The sequence below is a fragment of the Lentzea sp. CC55 genome (assembly GCF_021056325.1).
Lineage (GTDB): Bacteria > Actinomycetota > Actinomycetes > Mycobacteriales > Pseudonocardiaceae > Lentzea > Lentzea jiangxiensis.
On record NZ_JAJCXE010000046.1, the window covers coordinates 145,262 to 168,435 of the forward strand.

Consider the following 23,174-nt stretch of genomic DNA (forward strand, 5'->3'; position numbering starts at 1 on the left):
TCCGGTAGGAGAGGAAATACGCCACCGGCGGCAGCACCAGCATGCCGATACGGCCCATCCACGTCGTCAAGTTCAACGAAATGTCGAACTGGTAGGCGAAGATGTCGTTCGCACCCATCAACAGCAGCACCATGAAGTACGTGATCGCCATCCAGCCCAGCGACGTGCGCACCGGCACATCACGCGGACGCTGCAACAGGTTGTGATGCGCGTAGTCCTTGGTCATCCTGCGCTCGATCCACGGATACGCCGCCGCGATACCGGTCAGCAACGGCAACCCCAGGATGAACGGCAAAAACGGCGCCGGAATCGTGTAGTTGCCCAGGTAGAACTCCCACGCCGGCCAGATCCGCACCAAACCGTCGGTCCAGCCCATGTACCAGTCCGGCTGCGAACCCGCCGACACCTGCGCGGGGTTGTACGGGCCGATGTTCCAGATCGGGTTGATCTGGAACACCCCACCCATGACCGCGATCACCCCCACCACGATCGCGAAGAACCCGCCACCCTTGGCCGCGAACACCGGCATGATCCGCACACCGACCACGTTGGTCTCCTTGCGGCCCACCCCCGGGAACTGCGTGTGCTTCTGATACCACACCAACGCCAAGTGCGCCGCGATCAACCCCAGGATGATCGCCGGAATGATCAGGATGTGCGCCGTGTACAGCATCGGGATGATGTCCGTGCCCGGGAACTCCCCGCCGAACATCAACCAGTTCAACCACGTACCGATCACCGGGAACGAGATCAGCAACGCCGCCATCACCCGCAGACCCGTACCCGAGAGCAGGTCATCGGGCAGCGAGTAACCCAGGAAACCCTCGATCGCACCCAGCATGAACAACACGATGCCGATGACCCAGTTGATCTCACGCGGCTTGCGGAACGCACCGGTGAAGAAGATCCGGAACATGTGCACCACGATCGCCGCCATGAACAGCAACGCCGCCCAGTGGTGCACCTGACGCACGAACAACCCACCACGGGTCTCGAACGAGATGTCCAACGTGGACGCGAACGCCCGCGACATCTCGATCCCGCGCAGATTCTCGAACGCACCGTTGTAGGTGACCTCCGTCATCGACGGATCGAAGAACAACGCCAGATACGTACCCGACAACAACAACACGATGAAGCTGTACAACGCGATCTCACCGAGCAAGAACGACCAATGCGTCGGAAAGACCTTGTTCAACTGCTTGCGCAACCCCGAGGCCGCGTGCAAGCGCTCGTCGGCAGCGTTGGCCGCCGCCCCTGCGACGCGCGCGGCCGCGTTGGCCGGCTTCGTCGGCGTGGTGATGGCACTCATGACTTCCGCTCCCAGAACGCCGGTCCCACAGCCTCGATGAAGTCGCTGCGGGCTACCAAGTATCCGTCTTCGTCCACAGTGATCGGAAGCTGCGGCAGAGGACGGGTTGCCGGACCGAACCGCGGCTTGGCGTATTCGAAGACGTCGAACTGCGACTGGTGGCACGGGCAGAGCAGCAGACCGGTCTGCTGCTCGAACAGCGACGTGGGGCACCCGAGGTGCGTGCAGATCTTCGAGTACGCGTAGAGGTCGCCGTAGTTGAAGTCCTCCTGGCCCGCGCGCTTGGTGATCGCCTGGTTCGGGCGCATGCGGATGAGCATGACCGGGGCGTCGGCCCGCTTGAGGGCCGCGACCAGGGCGTGCTCGTCGTCGCGCTCGGACTCGCGGAACGGGAAGACGGTCTCGAAGCCGCCGGGCTCGACGTCCTCGGGACGCACGAGGGAGACCTCGTGGAAGTTGCCGGTGTGGCGGCGCAGGTAGACCTTCTCGCCCTTTTCGGCCTTCCAGCCGGTGTGCCACAGCGAGTTCTTGGTCTCGCTGTCCGAGTGCGGGTTCTTGACGAGCGCGCCCAGCGGAACGGCGGCGACGCCCAGACCCAGCACGCCGGCGCCGAGGCCCGCGGTGCGCTTGATCAGGCTGCGGCGCGCGATGCCGCTGCGGTCACCCGCGTCGGCGAGCTCCGCGACGAGGGTGGCGCGGTCGACCTGGGTCGACGGGCCGTCGTGGCGCTGCTGCACCGCGAGCTCGTCCGGCAGGAACTTCTTCGTGTAGAGCAGCGCGCCGACGCCCAGCCCCAGCACCGACAGGCCGAGGAACAGGCCGATCAGCGGGTTGTAGAGGTTGTGCAGGAAGTGCGCGGTCTCGTTCGACGGGGACTCGTACTCCCACGGCCAGAAGAGGAAAACGCCGAGGAAGGCGATGCCCGACAGCGCGGAGACGAGGAACCACGCGGCCACCGAACGCTGAGCGCGACGCTCCGCGCGGGTGCCGGCGACCGGGAACTTCTCCTCGTAGTGGACGAGCTCGACGCCGTCCATCTTCGTGCCGAGCCTGACCAGCTCGTCCCGGCTCATCTCCGCGAGCTCTGCCTCGCTGGGCAGCTCGACCGGCTTGTCGCCGCTCATGCCTTGGCTCCGATCCAGAGGGTCACGCCGATGAGCGCGGCGATGCCCACGATGAACGCGATCAAGCCCTCGGACACGGGTCCGAACCCGCCCAGGGCGTTTCCGCCGGAGTTGTTCTTTCCGTCGGTGACCGACTTGACGTACGCGATGATGTCTTTCTTCTCTTCCGGCGTGAGCTGCCGCTCGCCGAACTTCGGCATGTTCTGCGGGCCGCTCAGCATCGCCGTGTAGATCTGCTCCTCGCTCACCCCGTCGAGGGCAGGGGCGAACTTGCCGGAGGACAGCGCGCCACCACGACCCGTGAAGTTGTGGCAGCTGGCGCAGTTGAGGCGGAAGAGCTCGCCACCACGGGCGGGGTTGTCGCCGCGCAGGGCCTCACCGGACTCGGAGGGCTTCTTCGGGCCCTCGCCACCGTTCGCGGTGATGTAGGCCATCAGCGCGTTGACCTGCTCGGGGGAGAGCTTCGCGGGCTTGCGGATGGCCTGCGCCTCCTGCCGCGCCATGGGCATGCGGCCGGAGGAAGTCTGGAAGTAGACCGCGGCGTCACCGACGCCGACGAGGCTCGGCCCGCGGCCCTCGACACCCTCCAGGGAGCTGCCGTGGCAGCTCAGGCAGGTGTTCAGGTAGATCTGCTCACCCTGGCGGACCAGGGCGTCCTGCTGCTGCGCCTGGGCGGTCTGCGCCTGGGGCGCGAAGGCGGCGAACAGCATGCCGGCGCTCAGCAGGCCGAAGCCCAGCGCGAGCAGTCCGGCGACCCGGCGGCGCAGCTTGGTGCGGGCGCCGCGGGGGCGTTTCGTCGTGGTGGTCATGGTGTGCGGCAACCCTTGCTGTCAGTTCGGGAGCTCGTGGCTTGGCTTCGTGCTGACCCAGGTCAGGGCACGATGTAGATGATGGCGAACAGGCCGATCCACACGACGTCGACGAAGTGCCAGTAGTACGACACGACGATCGCGGAGGTGGCCTGTGCCGGCGTGAACTTGCTGAGCTTCGTCCGGATCAACAGGTAGACGAACGCGATCAGGCCGCCGATGACGTGCAGGCCGTGGAAGCCGGTCGTCAGGTAGAAGACCGTGCCGTAGGCCGAGGACGGGATCGTCGTCCCGGCGTGGACCAGCTCGACGTACTCACCGGCCTGACCACCCACGAAGATCGCGCCCATGATCAGCGTCACGATGTACCAGCGACGCAGACCGAAGACATCACCCCGCTCCGCCGCGAAGACGCCCCACTGACAGGTGAAGGACGACGCGACCAGGATGATCGTGAAGACCGACGCGTAGGGGATGTTCAGGTGGGTGGGAGGCGGGGGCCAAGGTCCCTCGTTCTGGGCCTTCACCGTGAAGAACATGGCGAAGAGGCCAGCGAAGAACATGAGCTCGCTGGACAGCCAGACGATCGTGCCGACGCTGACCATGTTCGGGCGGTTCAGCGAGTGCACGCGCTGGCCGATTGAAGGCGCTGCCGTGGTCACGAGCAGCATTATTGCTTGCGCTATTTCCGTCCGCCCATCGGGTCCTGGGCAGATCATGGGTCGGCTGGGTCACACGCAGCTATCGCGAGGAGATGGACGAATGGGTTTGCTGAGCCGGTTGCGGGACGCGCTGCGGCGGGAGGCCGTGCCCGCGCTCTCGATGGACGACCCGTCGCTCGTCGTCGTGGTGGAGGCGTTCGACATCGCGGAGGCCGATTCGGCGGCTCTGGCGCGCTCCCCGCGGTGGCGCGCCGACGAGCCCGCCGTGCTCCGCCACCACGTGCGCATCCCCGCTGAGCAGGTAGAACGCGCGCGCGAACTGCTGGAGCCGGACGGCTGGGTCGTCGAGCCGGGCGAGGTGTCGCACATCAGCCGGGTGCAGAAGCTGGACGCGTTGCACTGCGCCCAGGAGCGGTCGCGGATGGCGTCGCTGGCGCAACGGCTCGGCGGCGACGCCCTGGGGTGGGACGCCCTGCAACCGGCCCGATAGCATCGCGGCGACCTTGGTCACTTTCTTCAGGACCGCAGTCGGCAGTCGCAGCGGAGGATCCAGAGATGAGCACGCAGACCACGAAGATCCTGGTGTTCAGCCACCGGCCCGAGGTGCGTGAGACGATCATCACTGCGGTCGGCCGCCGTCCCGCGCCGGACCTGCCGCGGGTCGACTTCGTCGAGGTGGGCACGATCGCGGACGTTCTCTACGAGGTGGACAACGGCACCGTCGACCTGCTGATCCTCGACGGCGAGGCGCAGCCGACCGGGGGCATGGGCCTGTCCCGCCAGCTCAAGGACGAGATCACCGACTGCCCGCCGATCGTCGTGGCGGTGCGCCGCAAGGACGACCGGTGGCTCGCGACCTGGTCGCAGGCGGACGCGGTGCTGGTGCACCCGCTCGACCCGCTGGCCGCCGCCGAGACCGTGGCCGAGGTGCTGCGGGGCTCGGCTGTTCCCGTCGTCAAGGGCTGATCGCCATGAGCCAGCGCACCTGGCCCTCGCTGCTCAACCGCCTGATCGACGGCGTCGACCTGACCGCCGACGACACCGCCTGGGGCATGGACCGGGTGATGTCGGGCGAGGCGTCCCCGGCGCAGATCGCGGCGTTCGTCGTCGCGTTGCGCGCGAAGGGCGAGACGCCGGAGGAGGTCGACGGCCTCGCGACGATGATGCTGAACCACGCCCGCCGTTTCACGGTGGACGTGCGGGCGGCCGACATCGTGGGCACCGGCGGCGATCATTCCGGTTCGGTGAACATCTCGACGATGGCCGCGATCGTCACGGCCGCGGCGGGTGTTCCGGTGGTCAAGCACGGCAACCGGGCGGCGTCGTCGCAGTGCGGCACGGCGGACGTGCTGGAGGCCTTGGGCGTCGCGATCGACCTGCCGCCGGAGGGCGTGCAGGCGACCGTGCGGGAGCTGGGCATCGGCTTCTGCTTCGCCCCGGTCTTCCACCCCGGCTTCCGGCACGCGGGTCCCGTGCGGCGCGAGATCGGCATCCCCACGTCGTTCAACCTGCTCGGCCCGCTGACGAACCCGGCGCAGCCCTCCGTCGGCCTGATCGGCTGCGCGCGGGCGTCCGCGGCGCCGCTGATCGCCGGCGTGTTCGCGCGGCGCCGCAACACCGCGCTGGTGGTGCGGGGTGACGACGGCCTCGACGAGATCACCACCACCACGACGACGTCCGCCTGGCTCGCGCAGGACGGCGTGGTGCGCACGGAGACGATCGACCCCGCGGTGCTCGGCGTGAAGCCGGCGCGCGAGGAGGACTTGAAGGGCGGCGACGCGTCCGTCAACGCCCAGGTGGTCCGCGACCTCGTGGGCGGCAGGACGGGGTCGGTGCGCGACGCGGTGCTCGTGAACGCGGCGGGTGCCATCGCGGCGCACGGCGGGTTCTCCGACGACCTGCACGCCGACCTGACGGCCTCGCTGAGCCGTGCGGCCGACGCCATCGACTCGGGCAAGGCGGCGACCCTGCTGAGCCGCTGGGTGGAGCTCTCAGCGTCGTTGAAGGGCTAGTCCTCGTCCCGGAGGCGGGCGGGCGCACAACCCGTGCGGCCGCCCGCCTCCGGTGTCACAGGGCGAGTTTCGTCACGCCTCGTCGCCGGTGCGTGACCCTGATCGCACGACCGCCGCACCGGCGTAGTCCGAGCGAGTGACGGGGCCGAGATGCGCGCCACGTGGTAACGCCGCGGCAACCCCCACCTGGAATGCTGGGGGTCATGGCCCTCCTCTACCCGGTGATGAAGCACGTCGTCGCGCGCACAGCCCGTCTTGTCTACCGCCCGGTGGTGGACGGTCTGGAGAACATCCCCACCGACGGCCCCGTCATCCTGGCGGCCAACCACCTCAGCTTCATCGACAGCGTCGTGATCCCGATGGTCGTCCCGCGCCGCGTGTCGTTCCTCGCGAAGGCGGAGTACTTCACGGGCACCGGCCTCAAGGGCTCGCTGTCGCGCTGGTTCTTCTCCTCGCTCGGCCACGTGCCGGTGCACCGCGGCAAGGGCCGCGACGCGCGAGCGGCGCTCGACACGGCCGCCGAGATCCTCGCCCGCGGCGACGCGTTCGCCATCTACCCGGAGGGCACCCGCTCGCTCGACGGCATGCTGCACCGCGGCCGCACGGGCGTGGCGCGCATGGCGCTCGAGTCCGGCGCCCCGGTCGTCCCGGTCGGCATCATCGGCACGGACAAGGTCCAGCCGGTCGGCAGCCGGTTCCCGAAGATCGTGCCGGTGACGGTCCGCTTCGGCGAGCCCCTCGACTTCAGCCGCTACGACGGCATGCAGGACTCGCTGCCGGTGCTGCGCAGCGTCACCGACGAGATCATCTACCGCATCCTGGACCTGAGCGGCCAGGAGTACGTGGACGCGTACCAGAAGACGCCGGTGCCCGTCGCCGCGTAGCCCTGAACGCACGAAAAGAGCCCTCCCGCCGGCAAATCGGCGGGAGGGCTCTTTTCGTGCGATATGCGATGTATCACATATGGGATATCAGCGCTGGAAACGACAGAGGCCCCCTCCGCGCACGGAGAGGGCCTCGGCGAAATCCGGTGTGTCGGAGGTCAGTCGTGGTTCGGGCCGGTGTGGTACTCGAACACCAGGCCGCCGACCGCGATCAGCACCATGACGATGGCGATCACGAGCAGCCACACGTGCCAGAACGCCACCGCGACACCCGTGGTCGCCGCCGCGGCGGCGAGACCGATCGGCCAGTACGAGCCGGGGCTGAAGAAGCCCAGCTCACCGGCACCGTCGGAGACCTCGGCGTCCGGGTTGTCCTCGGGCCGCACCTCGATGCGGCGGGCGACGAACCGGAAGTAGGTGCCGGTGATGAGGGCCAGGCCACCGGTCAGCGCGAGCGCCACCGTGCCGGTGGGCTCGACGTGGCCGGTCGCCAGGTGCGTCCAGTAGCCGTAGACGACGGCCATCAGGAACGAGAAGGCCATCACCAGGTCGAATACGCGAGCTTCGATCTTCATCGCGGAGCGTCCCTACTTCTGACCCGCGCCGGAGGCCTCGCGGGCCGTCCGGTCGGTGTTGAACGGGGTGGTCGTCGTGGCCAGCGGCGCGCACAGCTCACCGCAGTTGACCTGCGAGAGCGCCTCGGCCGTGGTGTACGGCTTGCCCGTCTTCTCGTTGACCTGCTTGCGCAGCTCGATGTACTTCTCGAAGTCGTCCTGCTCCAGGGCGCGGACCTCGAAGTTCATCACGGCGTGGTAGGAGCCGCAGAGCTCGGCGCACCGGCCGACGAACGCGCCGGGACGGTCGATCTGGTCGATCTGGAAGACGTTGTCCTGGTTGTTCTTCTCCGGCTGCGGGAAGACGTCCCGCTTGAAGTGGAACTCCGGCACGAAGAACGAGTGGATGACGTCCGTCGAGCGCAACGTGAACTGGATGCGCTTGCCGGCCGGCAGCACCATGACCGGGACCTCGCCCGAGGTGCCGACCGTGCTGACGACGCTGCCCTCTTCGGTCTTGTGGTCCGGGTACTGGAACTCCCAGTTCCACTGGAACGCGATGACGTCGACGTTCACGTCGGGCTTGCCCGACTTGTCCGTGACGTAGTTCTGCGTCACGGCGGTGAAGTAGAACAACACCGCCACGATCACCGTCGGCACGACGATGAGCACGATCTCCAGCGGGAGGTTGTACGCCGTCTGACGGGGCAGTTCCTCCGACTTCTTGCGGTGGAACACCACCGACCACGCGATCAGACCCCACACGATGACGCCGACGACGAGCGCGGCGATCACGGACCAGGTCCAGAGCTCCCGCATCGCTTCGGCCTGCGGCGTGACGGCCACCGGCCATCCGAAGCGCAGCACCTCGTCCGTGGAGCAACCGGTGGCCCCGATACCGACCAGGCCTACCAGCCCAGCGGTCTTCGCCAGCCGGGATGCCCTGGTGCCCTCCTTCAGGCCCACTGCTCGCCCGCCTCCTCGTTCCATGCCAACGGATCAAGCGGGAGCGTAGCCCAGCGCAACCGCGCTCACCCCTTGGGGGCACCGCCGCTGCGGTGCAGTTTCGGTCACACAGAGCCCCTTCGGCATACTGGGGACTTCCCCGTGGTCTTCCCCTTCATGTTTCTTGAGAGGTGCGAGAGCCTTGTGCGGCCTGGCAGGACTTGTTTGCCCCAGCGAGAACGAGGCCGAGAGCGCCCGCCCGGCGGTGGAGGCGGCGCTGCGCTGCATGCGGCACCGCGGGCCGGACGAGAGCGGCACCAGGCGGGTCGACGAGGTCGTGTTCGGCTTCAACCGCCTCTCCATCATCGACATCGAGCACTCGCACCAGCCCCTGACCTGGGGCCCGCCGGAGTCGCCGGGCCGGTACACGATCAACTTCAACGGTGAGATCTACAACTACCTGGAGCTGAGGGCGGAGCTGACCGAGTCGTTCGGCGCGGTCTTCCACACCGACGGCGACACCGAGACGATCGTCGCCGCGTACCACTACTACGGTCCCGCGGCGATCACGAAGCTGCGCGGCATGTTCGCGTTCATGATCTGGGACTCCGAGCGCGAGGTCGTCTTCGGCGGGCGCGACCCGTTCGGCATCAAGCCGCTGTACTGGGCGCAGGGCCAGGCGGGCGTCGCGTTCTCCAGCGAGAAGAAGATCCTGCTGGAGATCGCCTCCTCGATCGGCATCGTGCCGAAGATGAACGTCAAGGGCCTGCAGCACTACCTCACGCTGCAGTACGTGCCGGAGCCCGCCTCGCTGCACGACCACATCTTCCGCGTGGAGTCCGGGCACTCGTTCACGCTGGTCCCGGGCGAGTCGCCGAAGTTCGAGCGGTACTTCCCCGCGCACTTCAAGGTGCGCACGGTGCGCAGCGAGGGGGAGGCGAACGCCCTCTACGACGAGATCACGGCGGCGCTGCGCGACTCGGTCGCCAAGCACATGCGCGCGGACGTGACGGTCGGGTCGTTCCTGTCCGGCGGCATCGACTCGACGGTGGTCGCGGCGCTCGCCAAGGAGCACAACCCGGACCTGATCACGTTCACGACGGGCTTCGAGCGCCAGGGCTTCTCCGAGGTCGACGTGGCCGCGGAGTCGGCGGCGCTGATCGGCGTGAAGCACGTGGTCCGCACGGTCAGCGCGCAGGAGATGATGGACTCGCTGCCGCTGATCACGTGGTACCTCGACGACCCGGTGGCCGACCCGGCGCTGGTCCCGCTGTGGTTCATCGCCCGCGAGGCGCGCCGGCACGTGAAGGTCGTGCTGTCCGGTGAGGGCGCGGACGAGCTGTTCGGCGGGTACACGATCTACCGCGAGCCGTTGTCGCTGGCGGGCTTCGAGAAGGTGCCGGGCGCGCTGCGCAAGGCCATGGGCGTGGTCTCCACGAAGATCCCGCACGGCGTGCGCGGCAAGGACCTGCTGCGTCGCGGCGCCCTGACGCTGGAGGAGCGCTACTACGGCAACGCGCGCATCTTCCTCGACGACCACCTGCGCCAGGTGCTGAAGACGTACGACCCGTCGGTGTCGCACATGGACGTGACGGCCCAGCCGTACCGCGAGTCGCGCGACTGGGACCCGGTCACGCGCATGCAGCACGTCGACCTGTTCACGTGGCTGCGCGGCGACATTCTGGTCAAGGCCGACAAGATGACCATGGCGAACTCGCTGGAGCTGCGCGTCCCGTTCCTCGACCCCGAGGTCTTCAAGATCGCGTCGCAGATCCCCAGCGAGCTGAAGATCACCAAGGACACGACGAAGTTCGCGCTGCGCAAGGCGATCCGCGACATCGTGCCGGCGCACGTGCTCAACCGCCGCAAGCTGGGCTTCCCGGTGCCGATCCGGCACTGGCTCAAGGACGAGATGCACGACTGGGCCGTCGACGTCGTGCGTTCGTCGCAGACGGACCGGTACATCGACAAGAACGCGGTGCTGCGCCTGATCGAGGAGCACCGCTCCGGCGTGCTCGACCACAGCCGCCGCATCTGGGCGCTGCTGGTGTTCATGATCTGGCACGGCATCTTCGTCGAGGACCGCATCAAGCCGGTGGTGCCGGAACCGCAGTACCCGGTCAAGCTCTAGCGTCGAGGGCCCCTCCGCGGAGGGGCCCTCCCGCGTCAGCGGCGTCCCTGGGCGCTGCACATCGCATACGAGCTGACGACGGTCTCGGGCAAGGACATCAGCTCCAGGTAGCGGTCGAACTCGTCGTCGGTGAGCGGCAGCCTCGCGCGCACCAGGCGGGCGGTCGCGGCGAGCAGGCGGCAGCCGGCGGACCCGCCCTGCCACTCCCGCACCTCGCGGGAGCCGCTGACGTCGTGCAGGCCGGCGTCGAGGAGCGCCCTTTCGATGCGCGCGCCCCACGCCAGTTCGGCGCCCGCGTGTTCGAGCAGCGTCAGCAGGGCGTTCTTCACCCGCATGATCAGCTTCGCGTCGTCGGGGGCGGCGGAGAGGACCTCGAGCGGGAGGCAGTCGAACTCGTCGAGCACGAGCCAGCCGCCGGGGCGCAACGAGTCGCGCAGCTTGCGCAGGACGGCGTCGCGCTGGGGCAGGTGGAAGAGCACCAGGCGGGCGTGGACCAGGTCGAAGGCGTTGCCCGGCAAGACGTTGGACGCGACGTCGTGCTCGAGCACGGTGACGTTGTCGCGCTCCTCGAGCCGTGTGATGTCGATGTCGGTGACCGTCACGTGGCCGGACGGGGCGACGACGTCGGCGAGCCAGTTCGCGACCGAGCCACCCCCACCCCCGACCTCGAGGCAGCGCCAGCCGTCTGCGACGCCGAGCTGCTCGACGCGGGCGAACGTGCCCGCGTCGAGCAGGGAGCTCAGCGCGTCGAACTTCGGGTCGAGCGACTCACCGGAGTCGCCGAACAGGTACTTCCCCATTGTCCGATCATGGCAGGACGGGGGCGATCTCCTCAGCTGCTTCTTCGCCGAATGCACCGCGGATGCGGGCGAGGGCCGGGTCGCGCTCGAGGACCCACTCCTGCGTGCCGACGGTCTCGAGGACCTCGACGGCGATGAACGACCCCAGCTGAGCTGCGCGTTCGAGGCTCAGGCCGGACACCGTGCCGGCGAGGAAGCCCGCGCGGAAGCCGTCGCCGACGCCGGTGGGGTCGGTCTTCGCGATCTCGGGGACGGCGGGGACGTGCAGCGCGAAACCGTCGCGGTCGACGATCTCGACGCCCTTGGCGCCGAGCGTGGTGACGCGCCGGCCTACGCGGGCGAGGACGTCCGCCTCGGTCCAGCCGGTCTTCTGCAGCAGCAGTTCCCACTCGTAGTCGTTGCTGAACAGGTACTCGGCGCCCTCGACGAACGCGCGCGCCTGCTCCCCGTCCATGCGGGCGAGCTGCTGCGAGGGGTCGACGGCGAACCGGTAGCCGCGCTGACGGCACTCCTCGGCGTGGCGGAGCATGGCCGCGGGGTCGTCCGGGCTGATGACGACGAGCTCGAGGTTCTCGACGCGGCCGGCGATCGGCGAGAGCTCGATGTTGCGGGCCTCGGCCATCGCGCCGGCGTAGAAGGACGCGATCTGGCACATGTCGTCGTCCGTCGTGCAGACGAACCGCGCGGTGTGCGCGACCTCGGACACGTACACGCCGGACGTGTCGACGCCGTGCCGCTCGAGCCACGAGCGGTAGTCGTCGAAGTCCTTGCCGACGGCACCCACGAGCACCGGCCGCACCCCGAGCACGCCGAGCCCGAACGCGATGTTCGCGCCGATGCCACCGCGGCGGACCACGAGGTCGTCGACCAGGAAGCTCAGCGACACGCGGTCGAGACGCTCCGCGACCAACTGGTCCGCGAAACGACCCGGGAAGTGCATCAGGTGGTCGGTCGCGATGCTGCCGCACACGGCTAGGGGCACGTCGAGTCCTCATTTCTTGTTGCACTGGGTGACAGCTCACCCGGACGAGTGCAGCTGTGAAGACTACCGTTTGGTAGGGCTATCCCAGGTCAAGCCGTCCCAATACGGTCAGGGCGTGACGATCCCTGAGGCGACCACGATGAGTGAGCTGATCGAGGACTGCGCGCAGCTCCCCTTCGCTCTGACCCACCCCGAGCACCCCCTCCCCGCCCCGCGCGCGGCCGCGCCGTGGCAGGTCGACGAGCGGTGCGCCCACCAGGTCGAAGGTCTCGCCGAGTACGGCGTCTGATTCCTGGCCCACACACGCGTGAGGCCGCGTTCCCGTCGATGCGGGAACGCGGCCTCACGCGTTGTTCGCCTTAGTGGAACGAGTCGCCGCAGGCGCACGACCCGCCGGCGTTCGGGTTGTCGATCGTGAAGCCCTGCTTCTCGATCGTGTCCACGAAGTCGATGACAGCGCCTTCGACGTAGGGCGCGCTCATGCGGTCAACGGCGACCTTCATGCCGTTGAAGTCGACCAGCGCGTCACCGTCGAGCGAACGCTCGTCGAAGAACAGCTGGTAGCGCAGGCCCGCGCACCCGCCGGGCTGGACGGCGATGCGCAGGTGCATGTCGTCGCGGCCCTCCTGGTCGAGCAGCGCCTTGGCCTTGACGGCGGCCGCATCGGTCAGCGTCACGCCGTGGCTCGGCGCCTGGGAGGTCGAAGCGGCATCCTGAGCGGTCGTCATGGCTCTCCTAAGAGGTCCTCTGCGGGCGGTTCACCCATCAACAACACGGGCGTTCCCCGCCTTGTTCCGCCTCCCATGGTCCCACAACGGCACCCTTTGCCGCCCCGGGTGTCGACTGTCACGTAGACCACGCTCCGGCCAACCGATATATCAGTCGGTTCCCGCACTCAGCGCGACCACTGCCGCGCGACGTGCCCGGCCGTTGCAACGAGACTTTTGCGCGCGTCCGCAATCGACTTGTGCACGGAGCCGACGTGCTCGGAGACGGAGTAGGCGTCCTGGACGCCGGCGGCGCCCATCTCGCGGCGGCCGACGCTCACCTGGCCCGCGATGGCGATGCAGGGGATGCCGCGGTCGGCGGCGCCCGAGGCGACGGCGGTGATGAGCTTGCCGCGCAGCGACTGCCAGTCGAAGCTGCCCTCGCCGGTGATGACCAGGTCGGCGTCGTCGAGGGCGGCGTCGAGGCCGGTGAGCTCGCGGACCAGTCCCGCGCCCGACGTCACCGCCGCGCCCAGGGAGAGCAGTGCGGCGCCCAGGCCGCCCGCCGCCCCGGCGCCGGGCACGTCGGCGACGGCGTGGAGGACCTCCATGGCGGCGAGCTTCGCTTCGAGGCGTTCGACGGCTTCCGGCGAGGCGCCTTTCTGCGGACCGAACGTGCGCGCGGCGCCGTGCGGCCCGAGGAGCGGGTTCTCGACGTCGGAGGCCGCCACGAGCGATATATCAGTCAGGTCGACGCCCGCGTCGGCGAGTGCGGCGAGCATGCCGGCGCCACCGTCGGTCGTGCCGGAGCCGCCGAGACCGACCGTTATGACATCGTTGTCGGCCACGGCTGCCGCGATCAGCTCGCCGACGCCTCGCGTGGTGGCCGTCTCGCAGGACTCCGGGCGGACCTCGGCCGGGATGAGGTGGAGACCGCACGCTTCGGCGGACTCGATGTACGCGACGCGGCGGCCGTCGGTGCGCACGCTGCTGAGCCAGCGCGCTTCGACGGCGTCGCCGAGCGGGCCGGTGACGGTGATGTGCCGGACGTCGCCCTCCGTCGCGGCCCGCAGGACGTCGACGAAACCGGGGCCCCCGTCGGCGAGCGGGCGTTGGACGACGACGTCGCCGGGCTTGGCCTCGTGCCAGCCGGTGGCGATGGCGTCGGCGGCCTCGCGGGCGGTCCGGGTGCCGCCGAAGCAGTCCGGGGCGATGAGTACGCGCACCTCGCGAAAGGTACAGAAGGACCGCTGTCCTACCCTGTTGCCGTGAGGTTCCTGCGCCGCAACGCCGCCGACACCGAAGCCCCGGCCCCCGAGCCGGCCACCGAGGCCGAGTCCTCCCCCTCCGTGGGCAAGGGCCGGCCCACGCCCAAGCGGCGTGAGGCCCAGGCCAGGCGTTCCGGTCCCGTTCCGCCGCCTCCTCGCACGCAGCGCGAGGCGTTCAAGCGCATGCGCGGCAACAAGGTGAGCAAGGAAGAGCGCCGTGCCGCGGCCACCGAGCGCCGTCAGCGCATGATGGCGGGCGAGGACAAGTACCTGCTGCCGCGCGACCGCGGTCCGGTGAAGGCGTACATCCGCGACCTGGTCGACTCGCGCCGCAACCTCATGGGCCTGTTCATGCCGCTCGCGATCCTGGTGTTCGTGGCGCTGCTGACCCCGTCGCTGGCCGTGCAGCGGTACGCGACGCTGGCGACGACGTTCATGCTGATCGCGATGGTCATCGAGGGCCTCGTGCTCGGCAGGCTCGTCACGCGCAAGGTGCGGGCGAAGTTCCCGACCGAGCCGATCAAGGGCATCTCCATCGGCTGGTACTCGTTCATCCGCGCGAGCCAGCTGCGCCGCCTCCGCGTGCCCAAGCCGCGGGTGAAGCCGGGCGAGGCCGTCAAGTAGGTGCGCGGGAAGCCGCGCAAGTTCCAGCTGCTGGAGAGGCTGCGGTGGAACCACAACGAGTGGTACCGCCGCCGACTCCTCCGGCGGTTGCCGTCCGGGGCCGGGTCGGCGCTGGACGTCGGGTGCGGTCTCGGTGACCTGGCGCGGTCGATCAGGGCGGACGAGGTCACCGCGATCGACGCCAGCGCGCGCATGATCGAGCGCGCGAGCGCGACGAGCGACCGCGTGCGGTGGATCCACGGCGACGTGCTCACGCACGACCTTGGGCGGTACGACGTGGTCACCGCGGAGGCGAGCCTGCACGACCTGCCGTTGCGTGAAGGCCTCGCCAGGCTCGCGGCGCTGACGAAGCCGGGCGGCACGCTGGTCGTCGTCGGGTTGTACCTGACCGCCACGTGGGCGGACCGGGCGGTGGAGCTCGTGGCGTTGCCCGCGAACGCGGCCGTCGGCCTCGCGAAGGCCGTGCGGGGCACCGGCGGCTCGCCGCACGACCCCGAGATGCCGGTCGTGACGACAGCTCCGACGTTGCCGGAGATCCGCGCGGCGGCAGCGGAGATCGTGCCCGGCGCGCGGATCCGCAGGCACGTGTTCTGGCGGTATTCGCTGGTCTGGCGGGCACCCGAAGTTCATTAGCAGCACGAACGACTTCGGCTAAGCTCGGACGTATGAAGTTCCGTCGACTCGGCCGCAGCGGCCTGTCCATCAGTGAGATCTCGTACGGCAACTGGCTCACCCACGGGTCCCAGGTCGAGGAGGAGCAGGCCCACGCGTGCGTGAAGGCGGCGCTGGAGTCGGGGATCACGACCTTCGACACCGCCGACGTCTACGCCAACACCGCCGCGGAGTCGGTGCTCGGCCGCGCGCTCAAGGGTGAGCGGCGCGAGTCGCTCGAGATCCTCACCAAAATGTGCCGATTTGGCTAACCTGAGAAGGTCCAGCTAAGCGGGTCCAGGCGGTGCTGCGAACACCGGCCCTGGACCCTTGATCGGGAAAGGCCCCCGACCCATGCGAGAGCCTACTTTGGCGTGCCCAGACACGCCCACACCCACGCGCACGGAGCGCATCGAGCGCGGCGCGCAGGTCCTCATCCTCGGCGCGGTCGGCTGCGCCGCGGGCGCGGTCAGCTTCACGCACGTGCACGAGTGGTCGATGATCCACCTGCCGGCGGGCACGCCCAGCGCGTTCGGCTGGGTCAACGCCGCGGTGTCCGAGCTGGTGCCCATCGCGGCCCTGCTCACGATCAGGCAGCGGCGACGCAGTGGCCGCAGCGTGACGTACCCGCTCGCCATCCTCGTGGGCGCGAGCCTGCTCTCCCTCGCCGCTCAGCTCGCCGTCGCCACGCCGAGCCCTTCCGGGTGGCTGCTCTCCTCGGTGCCCACGCTCGCGTTCATGGCACTGACCAAGCTCGTCCTGTCCGAACTTCCGGCGACTCCTCGGGCCTCCAGTGTGGAACCTGAGATGAACGAGTTGCCGGAAGTTCCGGAGCCGTCTAAGGTTCGCCATGTTCCGGTGTCGCAAGTTCCACACAAGCGGGCACCGGAAGTTCCGGTCGTCGAGGCCGAGGCGGAAGTTCCGCCCCAGGTGCCGGCGACGGAAGCGGAGCGAGCAGAGCCGGAACTTCCGGCCGCGGACGTCGTGCCGATCAAGCAGGGCCAGGAGAGCAAGCGGAAGCGCGTGTCCTCCGACGTTCTGCGCGCGAGGGCGATGGAACTCCTCGACTCCCCGAGCAAGCCCACCAAGGCGGCCGTGGCCGCCGAGCTTGGCGTGTCCGACCGCAGGCTGCGCCAGGTCCTGAACGCGACGACTGGAGAGGAGAGCGTCGGTGCCTGAGCTGAACGCCCCTACGGCCCACGGACCCTCCCCGGTGGGGATCAAGCGGGCGGTCGTGTACTGCCGCGCCTCGCTCGACATCACGGGCGAGCAGAACTCGGTGACGCGCCAGGAGGAGGCTTGCCGAGCCCTGATCGTCGCCCGCGGCTGGTCGCTGGTCGACGTCGTGATCGACAACTCGGTCTCCGCCTACGGCAAGAAGGTCCGCAAGGGCTGGATGCAGATCAACCAGATGATCACGTCCGGCGCGGTCGATGTCGTGGTCGCCTGGCACCTGGACCGCATTACGCGGAACATGAACGACCTGGAGCAGTTGATCCTGCTCAGCGACAGGCACGGCGTGGGCGTGGCTACGGCCACGGGCGACATCGACCTCACCACGGACGTGGGCCGCATGGTCGCCCGCATCCTGGCGGCCGTCGCCCGCGCCGAGGTCGAGCGCAAGGGCGAGCGGCAGCGCTCCGGCAATCAGCAGCGAGCCGCGCGAGGAGGGCGCACGGTCGGCATGAGGCCGTTCGGGTACACGAGCGACCAGACCGACGTTGTGCCCGACGAGGCCGAGGCCATCCGCAAGGCGGCCGACGACCTGCTCAACGGGAACGCCTCGCTGGCGGGGATCGCGCGTGAGTGGGCGGCGAAGGGCTTCACCACCTCCCAGCGCCGGAACGGGAAGGTCACGACGTGGTCCTCCTCGGGCGTGAAGGTGGTGCTGACCAATCCGCGCTACATGGGCAAGCGGGTCTACCGCGGCGAGATCGTCGCCGACGCGAAGTGGCCGGCGATCCTCACCGAGGACGTGTTCAACTCCCTTCAGCACCTGCTGAAGATGCGGGGCAAGGACATGCGCCCGGCCGGGTTGCTCGCCAGCGGCATGAAGCCGCTGAACCTGCTGACCAAGATCGCGCTGTGCGGAGACTGCGGGGCGCCGATGCGAGCCACCACCCGCAAGGCGCGCAAGGACGCCGGGTGCACGACCAAGGTCTACGAGTGCAGCGCGTCGACCAAGTGCACGGTGATCGAGCGCCGCGACGTCGACACCTTCATCGAGCGCGTGGCGCTGCGTCGCCTCATGCAGGCCGACGCGCCGAGCCTGCTCGGCAAGAAGGAGGGCGGACGTCTGGAGGCGCTCCGCGATGAGCAGCTCGCCGCCAGCACGCGCCTCAAGGAGCTGAGCGAGGCGTTTGCCGGCGGGCTGATCACGCTCGCGCAGCTCACGTCCGGCTCGTCCGCGCTGAAGGCCCGCCTGGAGGTCATCCAGGGCGAGCTGGAGCAGATGAGCAGGTCGCAGGCGCTTGTCGAGCTGGCCGGCCGCGATGACGTCGAGCAGCGCTGGTACGGCACGGACGAGGACGACCAGCCGCTCCTGTCGATCGGGCGCAAGCGCGAGATCGTCAAGGCGCTGATGCAGGAGATCCGGGTCAAGACGCCGGGCCGGGGCCTCAAGCCCTTCCTCGGCATCGAGAACGTCGAGATCACCTGGGCCAACGCACCGAAGTAGCCCGGAAACGCAAAAAGCCCCTCCCGGATTCGGGAGGGGCTTTCTCGTGTCGCGAGGGCGACCTTGCCCGGCTGGACCAGGCAGCGCGTAACCGGCACATGGAGAAAGGCGGGACACCCGAGTCTGGATGCCCGCCTTCGCGTTCGGTGTTCGTTCAGGCCGAGGTCAGCTTGGCGACGTTGCCCGAGTAGGGGTGGATGACCAGCCCCCACGGGCCGCGCACCCAGACGACGTCGTGCTCCAACCAGACCTCGATGTACTTGCCGTCCGGCGCGTTCGGCCGGAACTTGACCCGAGGTTCCTTGCCCAGGCCGATCGGCACCTCGTCGCTGGCCGCGGTCAGGATCGCGTCGGACTCCGCGGGGAGGGTGGCGAGCCTGGCCTCCTCCGCCCGCCGGTCGGCGTACTCGACCTCGCGAGCTGCGATCCGGGCCGAGTCGCGCAGGCGCTCCAGCTTGTTCTGGACCCAGCGGGGCAGGCCGGCCTCGCGCGGGTCGGGCTCCAGTGCGCTGTCGAGCTGGCTCACGCGGCCATCCTCTCTTGCCCCGCTGGGCGGGGCGGCTCGGCGCTGAACAGGCGGCGCAGGTGCGCGACCTGGAGGTCATTCAGGGGCGGGGGCGGGTGCTCGGCGAGGTAGTCCTGCGCGAGCTGGTCCAGCTCGGCGAGTGTCACGCCTCGAACGCCCTGCCCTGGCGCAGTGCGCGCAGGAGATCCCGGTACCGGTCCTCCGCTTCCGCTTCGAGCGCCTTGTCCGCGTCCGCGAGGCGACCGTAGGCGTCCACGTGCACGACCATCTCGCCGAGACCGCGGGCGACCAGCTCGTGCAGCATGTCCTCAACGCGGTCGAAGCCGCGGAGGTTCTGCGCGTTGCTGGTGAAGTAGGCGCGGCGGAACCGCATGCCGCGCAGGCGGAACAGCAGGGGCGTCGAGGCCGCCATGACCTGCTGGTGACGGAACTGCGGGTAGTGGCGTCGCTCCTCGGGGAAGGCGACGATCAGGAGGTCGCCCTCGTGGGCAAGCTCGGGGGCCTTGCGGGTGATGGGGCCGGTGTTCACTGAGCTGTACCGTCCTTAATGGAGGGGGCAGTGCTGGTGGATTGGGGGTCGATCAGCTCCAGCGACCTCGCGATGACGAGGTGGAGCTCCAGGGCGAGGGCTTGCCCCACGAACGTCGAGCCGAAGGGGGTGGCCGCCATCTCGGCGGCCCAGTCGAGGACTTCACGGATCACGCGGGAGAACCGCAGCGTCGAGCCGTCCGGGTCGTCAGGCCACGGCGACAGCGCGGGCTCGCACGCCTCGTAGTGCGCGGCGGCGTGACGCTGGAGGGCGCCGATGACGTGCCGGCCGAGGTCCTCGAAGTCGGGTTCGGAACCAATCGGGCAGGTGCAGCGGATGGCCTCGAACCAGCCGTCCTCGGCGACGCCGGGCGACAACCAGGCCGCCCGGCACCCCTTGCAGTAGAGGATCACTGGCTGTGTTCCTCGGCGACCTGACGCTCGATCTCGTCTGCGGTGTCGCGCAGGATCGAGACCAGTGCGGCGTCCGTGTCGCGCGCCAGCTCGCGTTGGTCGACGTAGCCCACGAGCTGGGCGGGCGTGTCGCCGAGCGCGACGTAGAACGGCACGCGGCGGTGGGGCGGGATGCTCACCAGCCACGCTCGCGGAAGTCGACGTTCTCGAGAACCGCGCCCGGCGCGAAGCCGTCCGGCGGAAGTCCGCGGAGTTGCGCGTTCTGCCGGCGCAGGCTGTCGACCCCGTCCACGACCCGGCGCATGTTCGCCGGGCTCCAGGTCTGGCCGTCTGGCTGGTCCCTCGTGAGGTCGACCCCGACCAGGCGGCCGATCTCCATCAGGAGTCCGCGGGCCTCACCGCCGCGCTCGTTCTCGTCGTAGACGGCGTGCTCGACCGCCGCCAGGGCCGCCTGGAGGGCGCGACTCACGCGACCACCTCGCAGTACGCCTCGTGCTCGGCGAGCGTGTTCTTGGCGTCCTCGACCTTGGCCTGTGCGGCGGCGACGAGCGCGAGGTTGCGCGGGGACTCGTTGCGGACCGCCATGCGGACGAGGCGGCGCAGGCTGGAGTACTCGTGGCCGACGTTCAGGCGTCGGCTCTGGCAGGTCCGGCAGCTCACGCCGCCACCTCCGACCAGCGCTCAGCGCGGGAGTTGTGGACCCGGCGCGACTGCTCGGTGAGGTGGAGCAGACCCTCGGGGCACTCGTAGATGCGGTTCTCCCGCTTCATGCCTCGTCGAGAAGCCGGGTTGTTCTGGTCGGCCCAGCGCTCCCGACGAGCGCGTGCGCGGCCGAGGGCCTTCTCGGCGTCGTGCTCGTCCTCGAAGCCGCGCTTGTTGCAGGGCTCGCACCACACGTGGGAAACCGTCTTGAAGCTCACAACGTCACATCCAGAGGGGTTCTGCTCGGGCCGTCTCCGAAGCGGCCCGAGCGAGGGGGAGGGGGGAGGTGAACTACTGCTCGTCGTGTCCGCAGGCGCACCCGCGGGCCAGGCACTTGCCGCCGTAGCGGGGAAGTTCGTGGGCGCTCATGAGGTGGAAGCACTGGTCGCACGACGCGACCGGGACGCCCTTGTTCTTCTTCACGCGCTCGGTCATGGCGCCCGTGCTGCACAGGCGCAGCGACATGGACTCGCCGCCGAGCTTCGCCTGAGTGGCGAACTTGACGACCTCGTTGTCCGAGGTGAACGGCCCCCAGGCGAGTTGCAGCTCGCCGGGTCCGAATCGGTGCACCCAGGCGTAGAACTCGCGATCCGCGAGCACCTCGCCTACGCGCTTGATCACGGCTTTCGCGAGGGCTTCCGCGGAGTCGTGGCTGCCGTCTTCCAGCACTTCCACGATCGCCGCGACCTCGTGCTTGCGAGGGGTGATCCTCACCGGATGACCCGACCACTCAAGTTACCCACTCGGCCATGCCACCGCGTGGTGTGAATGACCTGAATGTCCTTGGGGTCAAAGGGGATGACGTGAGCCGACTCGGTCATGCGGACGTAGACCACGCCGCGGAAGATGTCGCTCACGGTGCCCGTCGATCCGACCGGCGCCCAGCCGGGGAACTTGGTGGACAGGATGAGCACCGCGTCCCCCGAGACGAGCAGGGGGGTGGGCTCCTCGGGCGTCGGTGCGGGCATGATGTCGGTCGCGCGGAGCAGGACCACGCCTCCACTCTCGGAGCGGCCGAAGTAGTGCTCCCCTGCAACGCTGGGGATCTCGGCTTTCCCGATGATGGAGAAGAGTTGGGACTCGGGGTGCGCGCGAAGGACGACGTCGTCCCCGTCCTCGAACTGCGGCCCCTGCGGGTCGGCGCCGGCCGCGCTCGCCGTGCTCTCGTTGATCACTGTTGCAGCTCCCTTGGTTCGTCTCTCAGGTTACACAATCGGGCAAGGATCGTGCAACCTGATTGACTAGGGTTACACATCGCCACGTCGGCGGACTCAGCCGAAGTTGTGGATCATTCCGTCTGCCTCGGCGACGATCTCGCCGAGGACCGCACGGAAGTCGAAGTCGGCGGCGGGAATCGAGGTGCACCAGGTGCCCCCGTTCTCGTCCTGACCCCAAATCTGCACCTGCGCCCGCGGGCTCTCGGCCTGCGAGCAGTAGCACAGCGAGTCGCGCTGACCGGGAGGGCAGCACTGCACGCCCTCGCTGAAGTCCATGTCGACCGACACCGTCTCCGGCGAGATCACGACCTCATAGCGGGTGTTGGCACGCTCGATCCGCCGAGCACCCCACGCCTTCAGGGCGTCCTCGTACTGCATCAGGTGCGACCAGGCGAGTCGAACCTGTCGTCCTCGCCGATGCCGCGGAGCTGGAAGCTCAGCAGCGCCAGGCAGTGCCAGGCGGCGTGCGCCAGGTGCGGCAGGCCGCTCTCCGGGTCCAGCTCCTCGCCGGCCCAGTGCGCCAGCAGGTGGCGCTGGCAGGCGTCGAAGCTCAAGCTCCAGGCGTAGCCGCGCAGGTAGTTGTGCTGCGAGTACTTCGCCGCACCGAATCCGGACGCCTCGGCGAGCACGAGCAGGGCCTTGGGGTCGAGGCTGCCCACCGAGGCCAGCTTCTTGCCCTTCTCCCCGCCGGTCGCCGACACCACGCGGACCTCCTCGCCACGCCTGAGCGGCGCGGCCGGCATGGGCGATTCGCCCGTGGCCGCCATCAGGCGGCCCTCAGCTCGCGCAGCTCGATGTACGGCGCCCACTCGGGGTGCCGGTTCACCAGCTCGCGGGCGTAGCGCGAGGTGTAGGCGTCGTTCAGGGCGAACGTGCCGGGCGCGGCGAGCTTGCTGCGCTCCCAGCGCATCGTCTCCCAGAGCATCTTCACCCCAAGCTTGCGCATCCCCGCCGAGAACCACTCGGCCGCGAGGCGCTCCAGCGTCTCGAAGACGTCGGGGTTGTCCATGTGGAACTGCTGGAAACGCGCCTGGATCGTGCCGTTCTGCACTCAAACCTCCTGGTGGCAGGCTCATCAGCGCAGGGATGCCAGCCCTGCGGACCCGGCGCCGGCCGGGTTTCGCCTCACTGCTTCGACTCGTTGAAGTGCCGAGCCCAGAAGTTCGTGATCGTCGCGTCGATCACCAGGTGCGGCACCTCGACGATGCGCGCAACGAGGTCGCGCACCAGCGCCCCGTCCCCCGCCGCACGCGCCAGGCGCGCAAAGTCCTGGTATGCGCGCTCCTTGCGCTCCAGTAGGGGTGCCGCGCGCTCGCGCAGCTCGTCGTAGGGCAGCGCCGCGACCTGGCGCACGTGGGCGCTCATCGCCTCGTCGTCCACCAGCCGCAGACGCCACACCTCCTGCGGAATGGCCGGGATCAGGATGTCGAGCGCGTTGAGGCACCCCTTGCACCGGTTGCGCTCGTTGCCCGCGTCGTAGATCGAGGACCCCATCGCCTCGGTCTCCGGGCAGCCCGGCGTGTAGCACAGGCCGCCGAAGTAGCCCCTCTTCTCGTTGGTCGTCGTCATCGCGCTCTCCTCTGTCGTGGCAGGCTCATCAGCGCAGGGATGCCAGCCCTGCGGACGCCTCACGGCGTTTCGCCTC

33 protein-coding genes, 2 other RNA genes and 1 pseudogene are annotated in these 23,174 nt (G+C 69.1%); 11 read left to right on the forward strand and 25 right to left on the reverse strand.

All coding sequences use genetic code 11. The features are described from left to right. The 4 genes from L6E10_RS29710 to L6E10_RS29725 form a co-directional block, all read right to left on the reverse strand. Positions 1 to 1,312: cytochrome bc complex cytochrome b subunit (locus L6E10_RS29710; RefSeq protein WP_236223755.1), on the reverse strand; the 1,312-nt coding region annotated here is incomplete at its 3' end. After that, positions 1,309 to 2,436: a ubiquinol-cytochrome c reductase iron-sulfur subunit gene (locus L6E10_RS29715; protein WP_236223464.1), complete on the reverse strand. Its 1,128-nt coding sequence runs from the start codon at positions 2,434 to 2,436 to the stop codon at positions 1,309 to 1,311. The genes L6E10_RS29715 and L6E10_RS29710, both read right to left, overlap by 4 nt. Further along, entirely contained in the window at positions 2,433 to 3,245 is an 813-nt protein-coding gene (locus tag L6E10_RS29720; RefSeq protein ID WP_090100804.1) for a c-type cytochrome, read from the reverse strand. Before L6E10_RS29720 ends, L6E10_RS29715 begins: the two co-directional genes overlap by 4 nt. A gap of 62 nt (positions 3,246 to 3,307) precedes the next feature. Then, positions 3,308 to 3,916, reverse strand: a complete 609-nt coding sequence (locus tag L6E10_RS29725; protein WP_236223465.1) for a heme-copper oxidase subunit III — start codon at positions 3,914 to 3,916, stop codon at positions 3,308 to 3,310. 91 nt (positions 3,917 to 4,007) lie between these two features. Between L6E10_RS29725 and L6E10_RS29730 the strand changes: the two genes are divergently transcribed. From L6E10_RS29730 to L6E10_RS29745, 4 genes are all read left to right on the forward strand, one after another. After that, complete coding sequence (locus tag L6E10_RS29730; protein ID WP_236223466.1) at positions 4,008 to 4,397, forward strand: hypothetical protein; 390 nt, start codon at positions 4,008 to 4,010, stop codon at positions 4,395 to 4,397. Positions 4,398 to 4,462: 65 nt separating this feature from the next. Beyond that, positions 4,463 to 4,873 (forward strand): hypothetical protein, encoded by a 411-nt coding sequence (locus L6E10_RS29735; RefSeq protein WP_236223467.1) that lies wholly within the window; start codon positions 4,463 to 4,465, stop codon positions 4,871 to 4,873. A gap of 5 nt (positions 4,874 to 4,878) precedes the next feature. Next, positions 4,879 to 5,919: an anthranilate phosphoribosyltransferase gene (gene trpD / locus L6E10_RS29740; protein WP_236223468.1), complete on the forward strand. Its 1,041-nt coding sequence runs from the start codon at positions 4,879 to 4,881 to the stop codon at positions 5,917 to 5,919. Positions 5,920 to 6,122: 203 nt separating this feature from the next. Then, positions 6,123 to 6,803, forward strand: a complete 681-nt coding sequence (locus L6E10_RS29745; protein ID WP_236223469.1) for a 1-acyl-sn-glycerol-3-phosphate acyltransferase — start codon at positions 6,123 to 6,125, stop codon at positions 6,801 to 6,803. A 158-nt stretch (positions 6,804 to 6,961) separates the two neighbouring features. On the opposite strand, the gene L6E10_RS29750 is transcribed toward L6E10_RS29745, so the two are convergent. Together L6E10_RS29750 and coxB are read right to left on the reverse strand one after the other, a co-directional pair. Further along, positions 6,962 to 7,378 (reverse strand): cytochrome c oxidase subunit 4, encoded by a 417-nt coding sequence (locus L6E10_RS29750; RefSeq protein WP_236223470.1) that lies wholly within the window; start codon positions 7,376 to 7,378, stop codon positions 6,962 to 6,964. A 12-nt stretch (positions 7,379 to 7,390) separates the two neighbouring features. Next, on the reverse strand, positions 7,391 to 8,323 hold the full coding sequence (coxB, locus tag L6E10_RS29755) for a cytochrome c oxidase subunit II (RefSeq protein ID WP_236223471.1): 933 nt from the start codon (positions 8,321 to 8,323) through the stop codon (positions 7,391 to 7,393). Positions 8,324 to 8,504: 181 nt separating this feature from the next. On the opposite strand from coxB, the gene asnB reads away from it, so the two are divergent. After that, a complete protein-coding gene (gene asnB / locus L6E10_RS29760) occupies positions 8,505 to 10,433 on the forward strand; it encodes an asparagine synthase (glutamine-hydrolyzing) (protein ID WP_236223472.1) in 1,929 nt (642 codons plus the stop codon). Positions 10,434 to 10,468: 35 nt separating this feature from the next. Here the strand turns inward: asnB and L6E10_RS29765 are convergent, their stop codons facing one another. Together L6E10_RS29765 and L6E10_RS29770 are read right to left on the reverse strand one after the other, a co-directional pair. Then, the gene (locus L6E10_RS29765; protein WP_236223473.1) at positions 10,469 to 11,233 is read right to left on the reverse strand and encodes a class I SAM-dependent methyltransferase; all 765 of its coding nucleotides are present in this window, start codon (positions 11,231 to 11,233) and stop codon (positions 10,469 to 10,471) included. 7 nt (positions 11,234 to 11,240) lie between these two features. After that, a complete protein-coding gene (locus L6E10_RS29770; RefSeq protein WP_236223756.1) occupies positions 11,241 to 12,173 on the reverse strand; it encodes a carbohydrate kinase family protein in 933 nt (310 codons plus the stop codon). Between the two features lie 157 nt (positions 12,174 to 12,330). Here L6E10_RS29770 and L6E10_RS29775 point away from each other — a divergent pair, with 157 nt between their 5' ends. Further along, positions 12,331 to 12,504 carry a hypothetical protein gene (locus L6E10_RS29775; protein ID WP_157512842.1) on the forward strand — a complete coding sequence of 58 codons (174 nt, stop codon included), beginning with the start codon at positions 12,331 to 12,333 and terminating at the stop codon, positions 12,502 to 12,504. 70 nt (positions 12,505 to 12,574) lie between these two features. Here L6E10_RS29775 and L6E10_RS29780 read toward each other — a convergent pair whose 3' ends face one another. Next, positions 12,575 to 12,943, reverse strand: a complete 369-nt coding sequence (locus L6E10_RS29780) for an iron-sulfur cluster assembly accessory protein (RefSeq protein WP_236223474.1) — start codon at positions 12,941 to 12,943, stop codon at positions 12,575 to 12,577. Positions 12,944 to 13,110: 167 nt separating this feature from the next. Continuing rightward, positions 13,111 to 14,148, reverse strand: coding sequence for a glycerate kinase (locus tag L6E10_RS29785; protein WP_236223475.1), 1,038 nt, complete (start codon positions 14,146 to 14,148; stop codon positions 13,111 to 13,113). 42 nt (positions 14,149 to 14,190) lie between these two features. Here L6E10_RS29785 and L6E10_RS29790 point away from each other — a divergent pair, with 42 nt between their 5' ends. The 5 genes and pseudogenes from L6E10_RS29790 (at position 14,191) to L6E10_RS29810 (ending at position 18,142) form a co-directional block, all read left to right on the forward strand. Continuing rightward, positions 14,191 to 14,814, forward strand: coding sequence for a DUF3043 domain-containing protein (locus L6E10_RS29790; RefSeq protein WP_236223476.1), 624 nt, complete (start codon positions 14,191 to 14,193; stop codon positions 14,812 to 14,814). Continuing rightward, on the forward strand, positions 14,815 to 15,447 hold the full coding sequence (locus tag L6E10_RS29795; protein WP_236223477.1) for a trans-aconitate 2-methyltransferase: 633 nt from the start codon (positions 14,815 to 14,817) through the stop codon (positions 15,445 to 15,447). 32 nt (positions 15,448 to 15,479) lie between these two features. Then, positions 15,480 to 15,722 (forward strand): annotated as a pseudogene (locus L6E10_RS29800) (aldo/keto reductase); the annotation flags it as partial. Positions 15,723 to 15,834: 112 nt separating this feature from the next. After that, entirely contained in the window at positions 15,835 to 16,644 is an 810-nt protein-coding gene (locus L6E10_RS29805) for a hypothetical protein (protein WP_236223478.1), read from the forward strand. A 34-nt stretch (positions 16,645 to 16,678) separates the two neighbouring features. Next, entirely contained in the window at positions 16,679 to 18,142 is a 1,464-nt protein-coding gene (locus tag L6E10_RS29810; RefSeq protein ID WP_236223479.1) for a recombinase family protein, read from the forward strand. A gap of 154 nt (positions 18,143 to 18,296) precedes the next feature. On the opposite strand, the gene L6E10_RS29815 is transcribed toward L6E10_RS29810, so the two are convergent. The 15 genes from L6E10_RS29815 to L6E10_RS29885 form a co-directional block, all read right to left on the reverse strand. Then, complete coding sequence (locus L6E10_RS29815; protein ID WP_236223480.1) at positions 18,297 to 18,668, reverse strand: hypothetical protein; 372 nt, start codon at positions 18,666 to 18,668, stop codon at positions 18,297 to 18,299. Between the two features lie 142 nt (positions 18,669 to 18,810). Further along, positions 18,811 to 19,197: a hypothetical protein gene (locus L6E10_RS29820; protein WP_236223481.1), complete on the reverse strand. Its 387-nt coding sequence runs from the start codon at positions 19,195 to 19,197 to the stop codon at positions 18,811 to 18,813. Continuing rightward, positions 19,194 to 19,610 (reverse strand): hypothetical protein, encoded by a 417-nt coding sequence (locus L6E10_RS29825; protein WP_236223482.1) that lies wholly within the window; start codon positions 19,608 to 19,610, stop codon positions 19,194 to 19,196. The genes L6E10_RS29820 and L6E10_RS29825 overlap by 4 nt, the downstream gene beginning before the upstream one ends. Next, positions 19,607 to 19,789, reverse strand: a complete 183-nt coding sequence (locus L6E10_RS29830; protein WP_236223483.1) for a hypothetical protein — start codon at positions 19,787 to 19,789, stop codon at positions 19,607 to 19,609. Before L6E10_RS29830 ends, L6E10_RS29825 begins: the two co-directional genes overlap by 4 nt. Continuing rightward, a complete protein-coding gene (locus tag L6E10_RS29835) occupies positions 19,786 to 20,079 on the reverse strand; it encodes a hypothetical protein (protein WP_236223484.1) in 294 nt (97 codons plus the stop codon). The genes L6E10_RS29830 and L6E10_RS29835 overlap by 4 nt, the downstream gene beginning before the upstream one ends. Continuing rightward, complete coding sequence (locus L6E10_RS29840) at positions 20,076 to 20,270, reverse strand: hypothetical protein (RefSeq protein WP_236223485.1); 195 nt, start codon at positions 20,268 to 20,270, stop codon at positions 20,076 to 20,078. Before L6E10_RS29840 ends, L6E10_RS29835 begins: the two co-directional genes overlap by 4 nt. Further along, positions 20,267 to 20,530 carry a hypothetical protein gene (locus tag L6E10_RS29845; RefSeq protein ID WP_236223486.1) on the reverse strand — a complete coding sequence of 88 codons (264 nt, stop codon included), beginning with the start codon at positions 20,528 to 20,530 and terminating at the stop codon, positions 20,267 to 20,269. Before L6E10_RS29845 ends, L6E10_RS29840 begins: the two co-directional genes overlap by 4 nt. A gap of 73 nt (positions 20,531 to 20,603) precedes the next feature. Continuing rightward, entirely contained in the window at positions 20,604 to 21,026 is a 423-nt protein-coding gene (locus tag L6E10_RS29850) for a hypothetical protein (RefSeq protein WP_236223487.1), read from the reverse strand. Continuing rightward, on the reverse strand, positions 21,023 to 21,487 hold the full coding sequence (locus tag L6E10_RS29855) for a hypothetical protein (RefSeq protein WP_236223488.1): 465 nt from the start codon (positions 21,485 to 21,487) through the stop codon (positions 21,023 to 21,025). The genes L6E10_RS29850 and L6E10_RS29855 overlap by 4 nt, the downstream gene beginning before the upstream one ends. Before the next feature lie 96 nt (positions 21,488 to 21,583). After that, the gene (locus tag L6E10_RS29860; protein ID WP_236223489.1) at positions 21,584 to 21,907 is read right to left on the reverse strand and encodes a hypothetical protein; all 324 of its coding nucleotides are present in this window, start codon (positions 21,905 to 21,907) and stop codon (positions 21,584 to 21,586) included. Next, on the reverse strand, positions 21,907 to 22,233 hold the full coding sequence (locus L6E10_RS29865) for a dATP/dGTP diphosphohydrolase domain-containing protein (RefSeq protein ID WP_236223490.1): 327 nt from the start codon (positions 22,231 to 22,233) through the stop codon (positions 21,907 to 21,909). The genes L6E10_RS29860 and L6E10_RS29865 overlap by 1 nt, the downstream gene beginning before the upstream one ends. 62 nt (positions 22,234 to 22,295) lie before the next feature. Beyond that, complete coding sequence (locus L6E10_RS29870; protein WP_236223491.1) at positions 22,296 to 22,580, reverse strand: hypothetical protein; 285 nt, start codon at positions 22,578 to 22,580, stop codon at positions 22,296 to 22,298. A 10-nt stretch (positions 22,581 to 22,590) separates the two neighbouring features. Continuing rightward, positions 22,591 to 22,655, reverse strand: an RNA gene (locus L6E10_RS29875) — hammerhead ribozyme type II. After that, entirely contained in the window at positions 22,655 to 23,098 is a 444-nt protein-coding gene (locus L6E10_RS29880; protein WP_236223492.1) for a hypothetical protein, read from the reverse strand. The genes L6E10_RS29875 and L6E10_RS29880 overlap by 1 nt, the downstream gene beginning before the upstream one ends. Before the next feature lie 14 nt (positions 23,099 to 23,112). Further along, an RNA gene (locus L6E10_RS29885) (hammerhead ribozyme type II) lies at positions 23,113 to 23,173 on the reverse strand. Between the last annotated feature and the right edge of the window lies 1 nt (position 23,174).

Excerpts from the sequence above, each read along its gene's own strand:
- L6E10_RS29780 (WP_236223474.1), bottom strand. The coding sequence starts at position 12,943 with ATGACGACCGCTCAGGATGCCGCTTCGACCTCCCAGGCGCCGAGCCAC.
- L6E10_RS29715 (WP_236223464.1), bottom strand. The coding sequence starts at position 2,436 with ATGAGCGGCGACAAGCCGGTCGAGCTGCCCAGCGAGGCAGAGCTCGCG.
- L6E10_RS29745 (WP_236223469.1), top strand. The coding sequence starts at position 6,123 with ATGGCCCTCCTCTACCCGGTGATGAAGCACGTCGTCGCGCGCACAGCC.
- trpD (WP_236223468.1), top strand. The coding sequence starts at position 4,879 with ATGAGCCAGCGCACCTGGCCCTCGCTGCTCAACCGCCTGATCGACGGC.
- L6E10_RS29725 (WP_236223465.1), bottom strand. The coding sequence starts at position 3,916 with ATGCTGCTCGTGACCACGGCAGCGCCTTCAATCGGCCAGCGCGTGCAC.
- L6E10_RS29720 (WP_090100804.1), bottom strand. The coding sequence starts at position 3,245 with ATGACCACCACGACGAAACGCCCCCGCGGCGCCCGCACCAAGCTGCGC.
- L6E10_RS29880 (WP_236223492.1), bottom strand. The coding sequence starts at position 23,098 with ATGACGACGACCAACGAGAAGAGGGGCTACTTCGGCGGCCTGTGCTAC.
- L6E10_RS29730 (WP_236223466.1), top strand. The coding sequence starts at position 4,008 with ATGGGTTTGCTGAGCCGGTTGCGGGACGCGCTGCGGCGGGAGGCCGTG.
- L6E10_RS29765 (WP_236223473.1), bottom strand. The coding sequence starts at position 11,233 with ATGGGGAAGTACCTGTTCGGCGACTCCGGTGAGTCGCTCGACCCGAAG.
- L6E10_RS29860 (WP_236223489.1), bottom strand. The coding sequence starts at position 21,907 with ATGCAGTACGAGGACGCCCTGAAGGCGTGGGGTGCTCGGCGGATCGAG.
- L6E10_RS29750 (WP_236223470.1), bottom strand. The coding sequence starts at position 7,378 with ATGAAGATCGAAGCTCGCGTATTCGACCTGGTGATGGCCTTCTCGTTC.
- L6E10_RS29770 (WP_236223756.1), bottom strand. The coding sequence starts at position 12,173 with ATGCACTTCCCGGGTCGTTTCGCGGACCAGTTGGTCGCGGAGCGTCTC.
- L6E10_RS29735 (WP_236223467.1), top strand. The coding sequence starts at position 4,463 with ATGAGCACGCAGACCACGAAGATCCTGGTGTTCAGCCACCGGCCCGAG.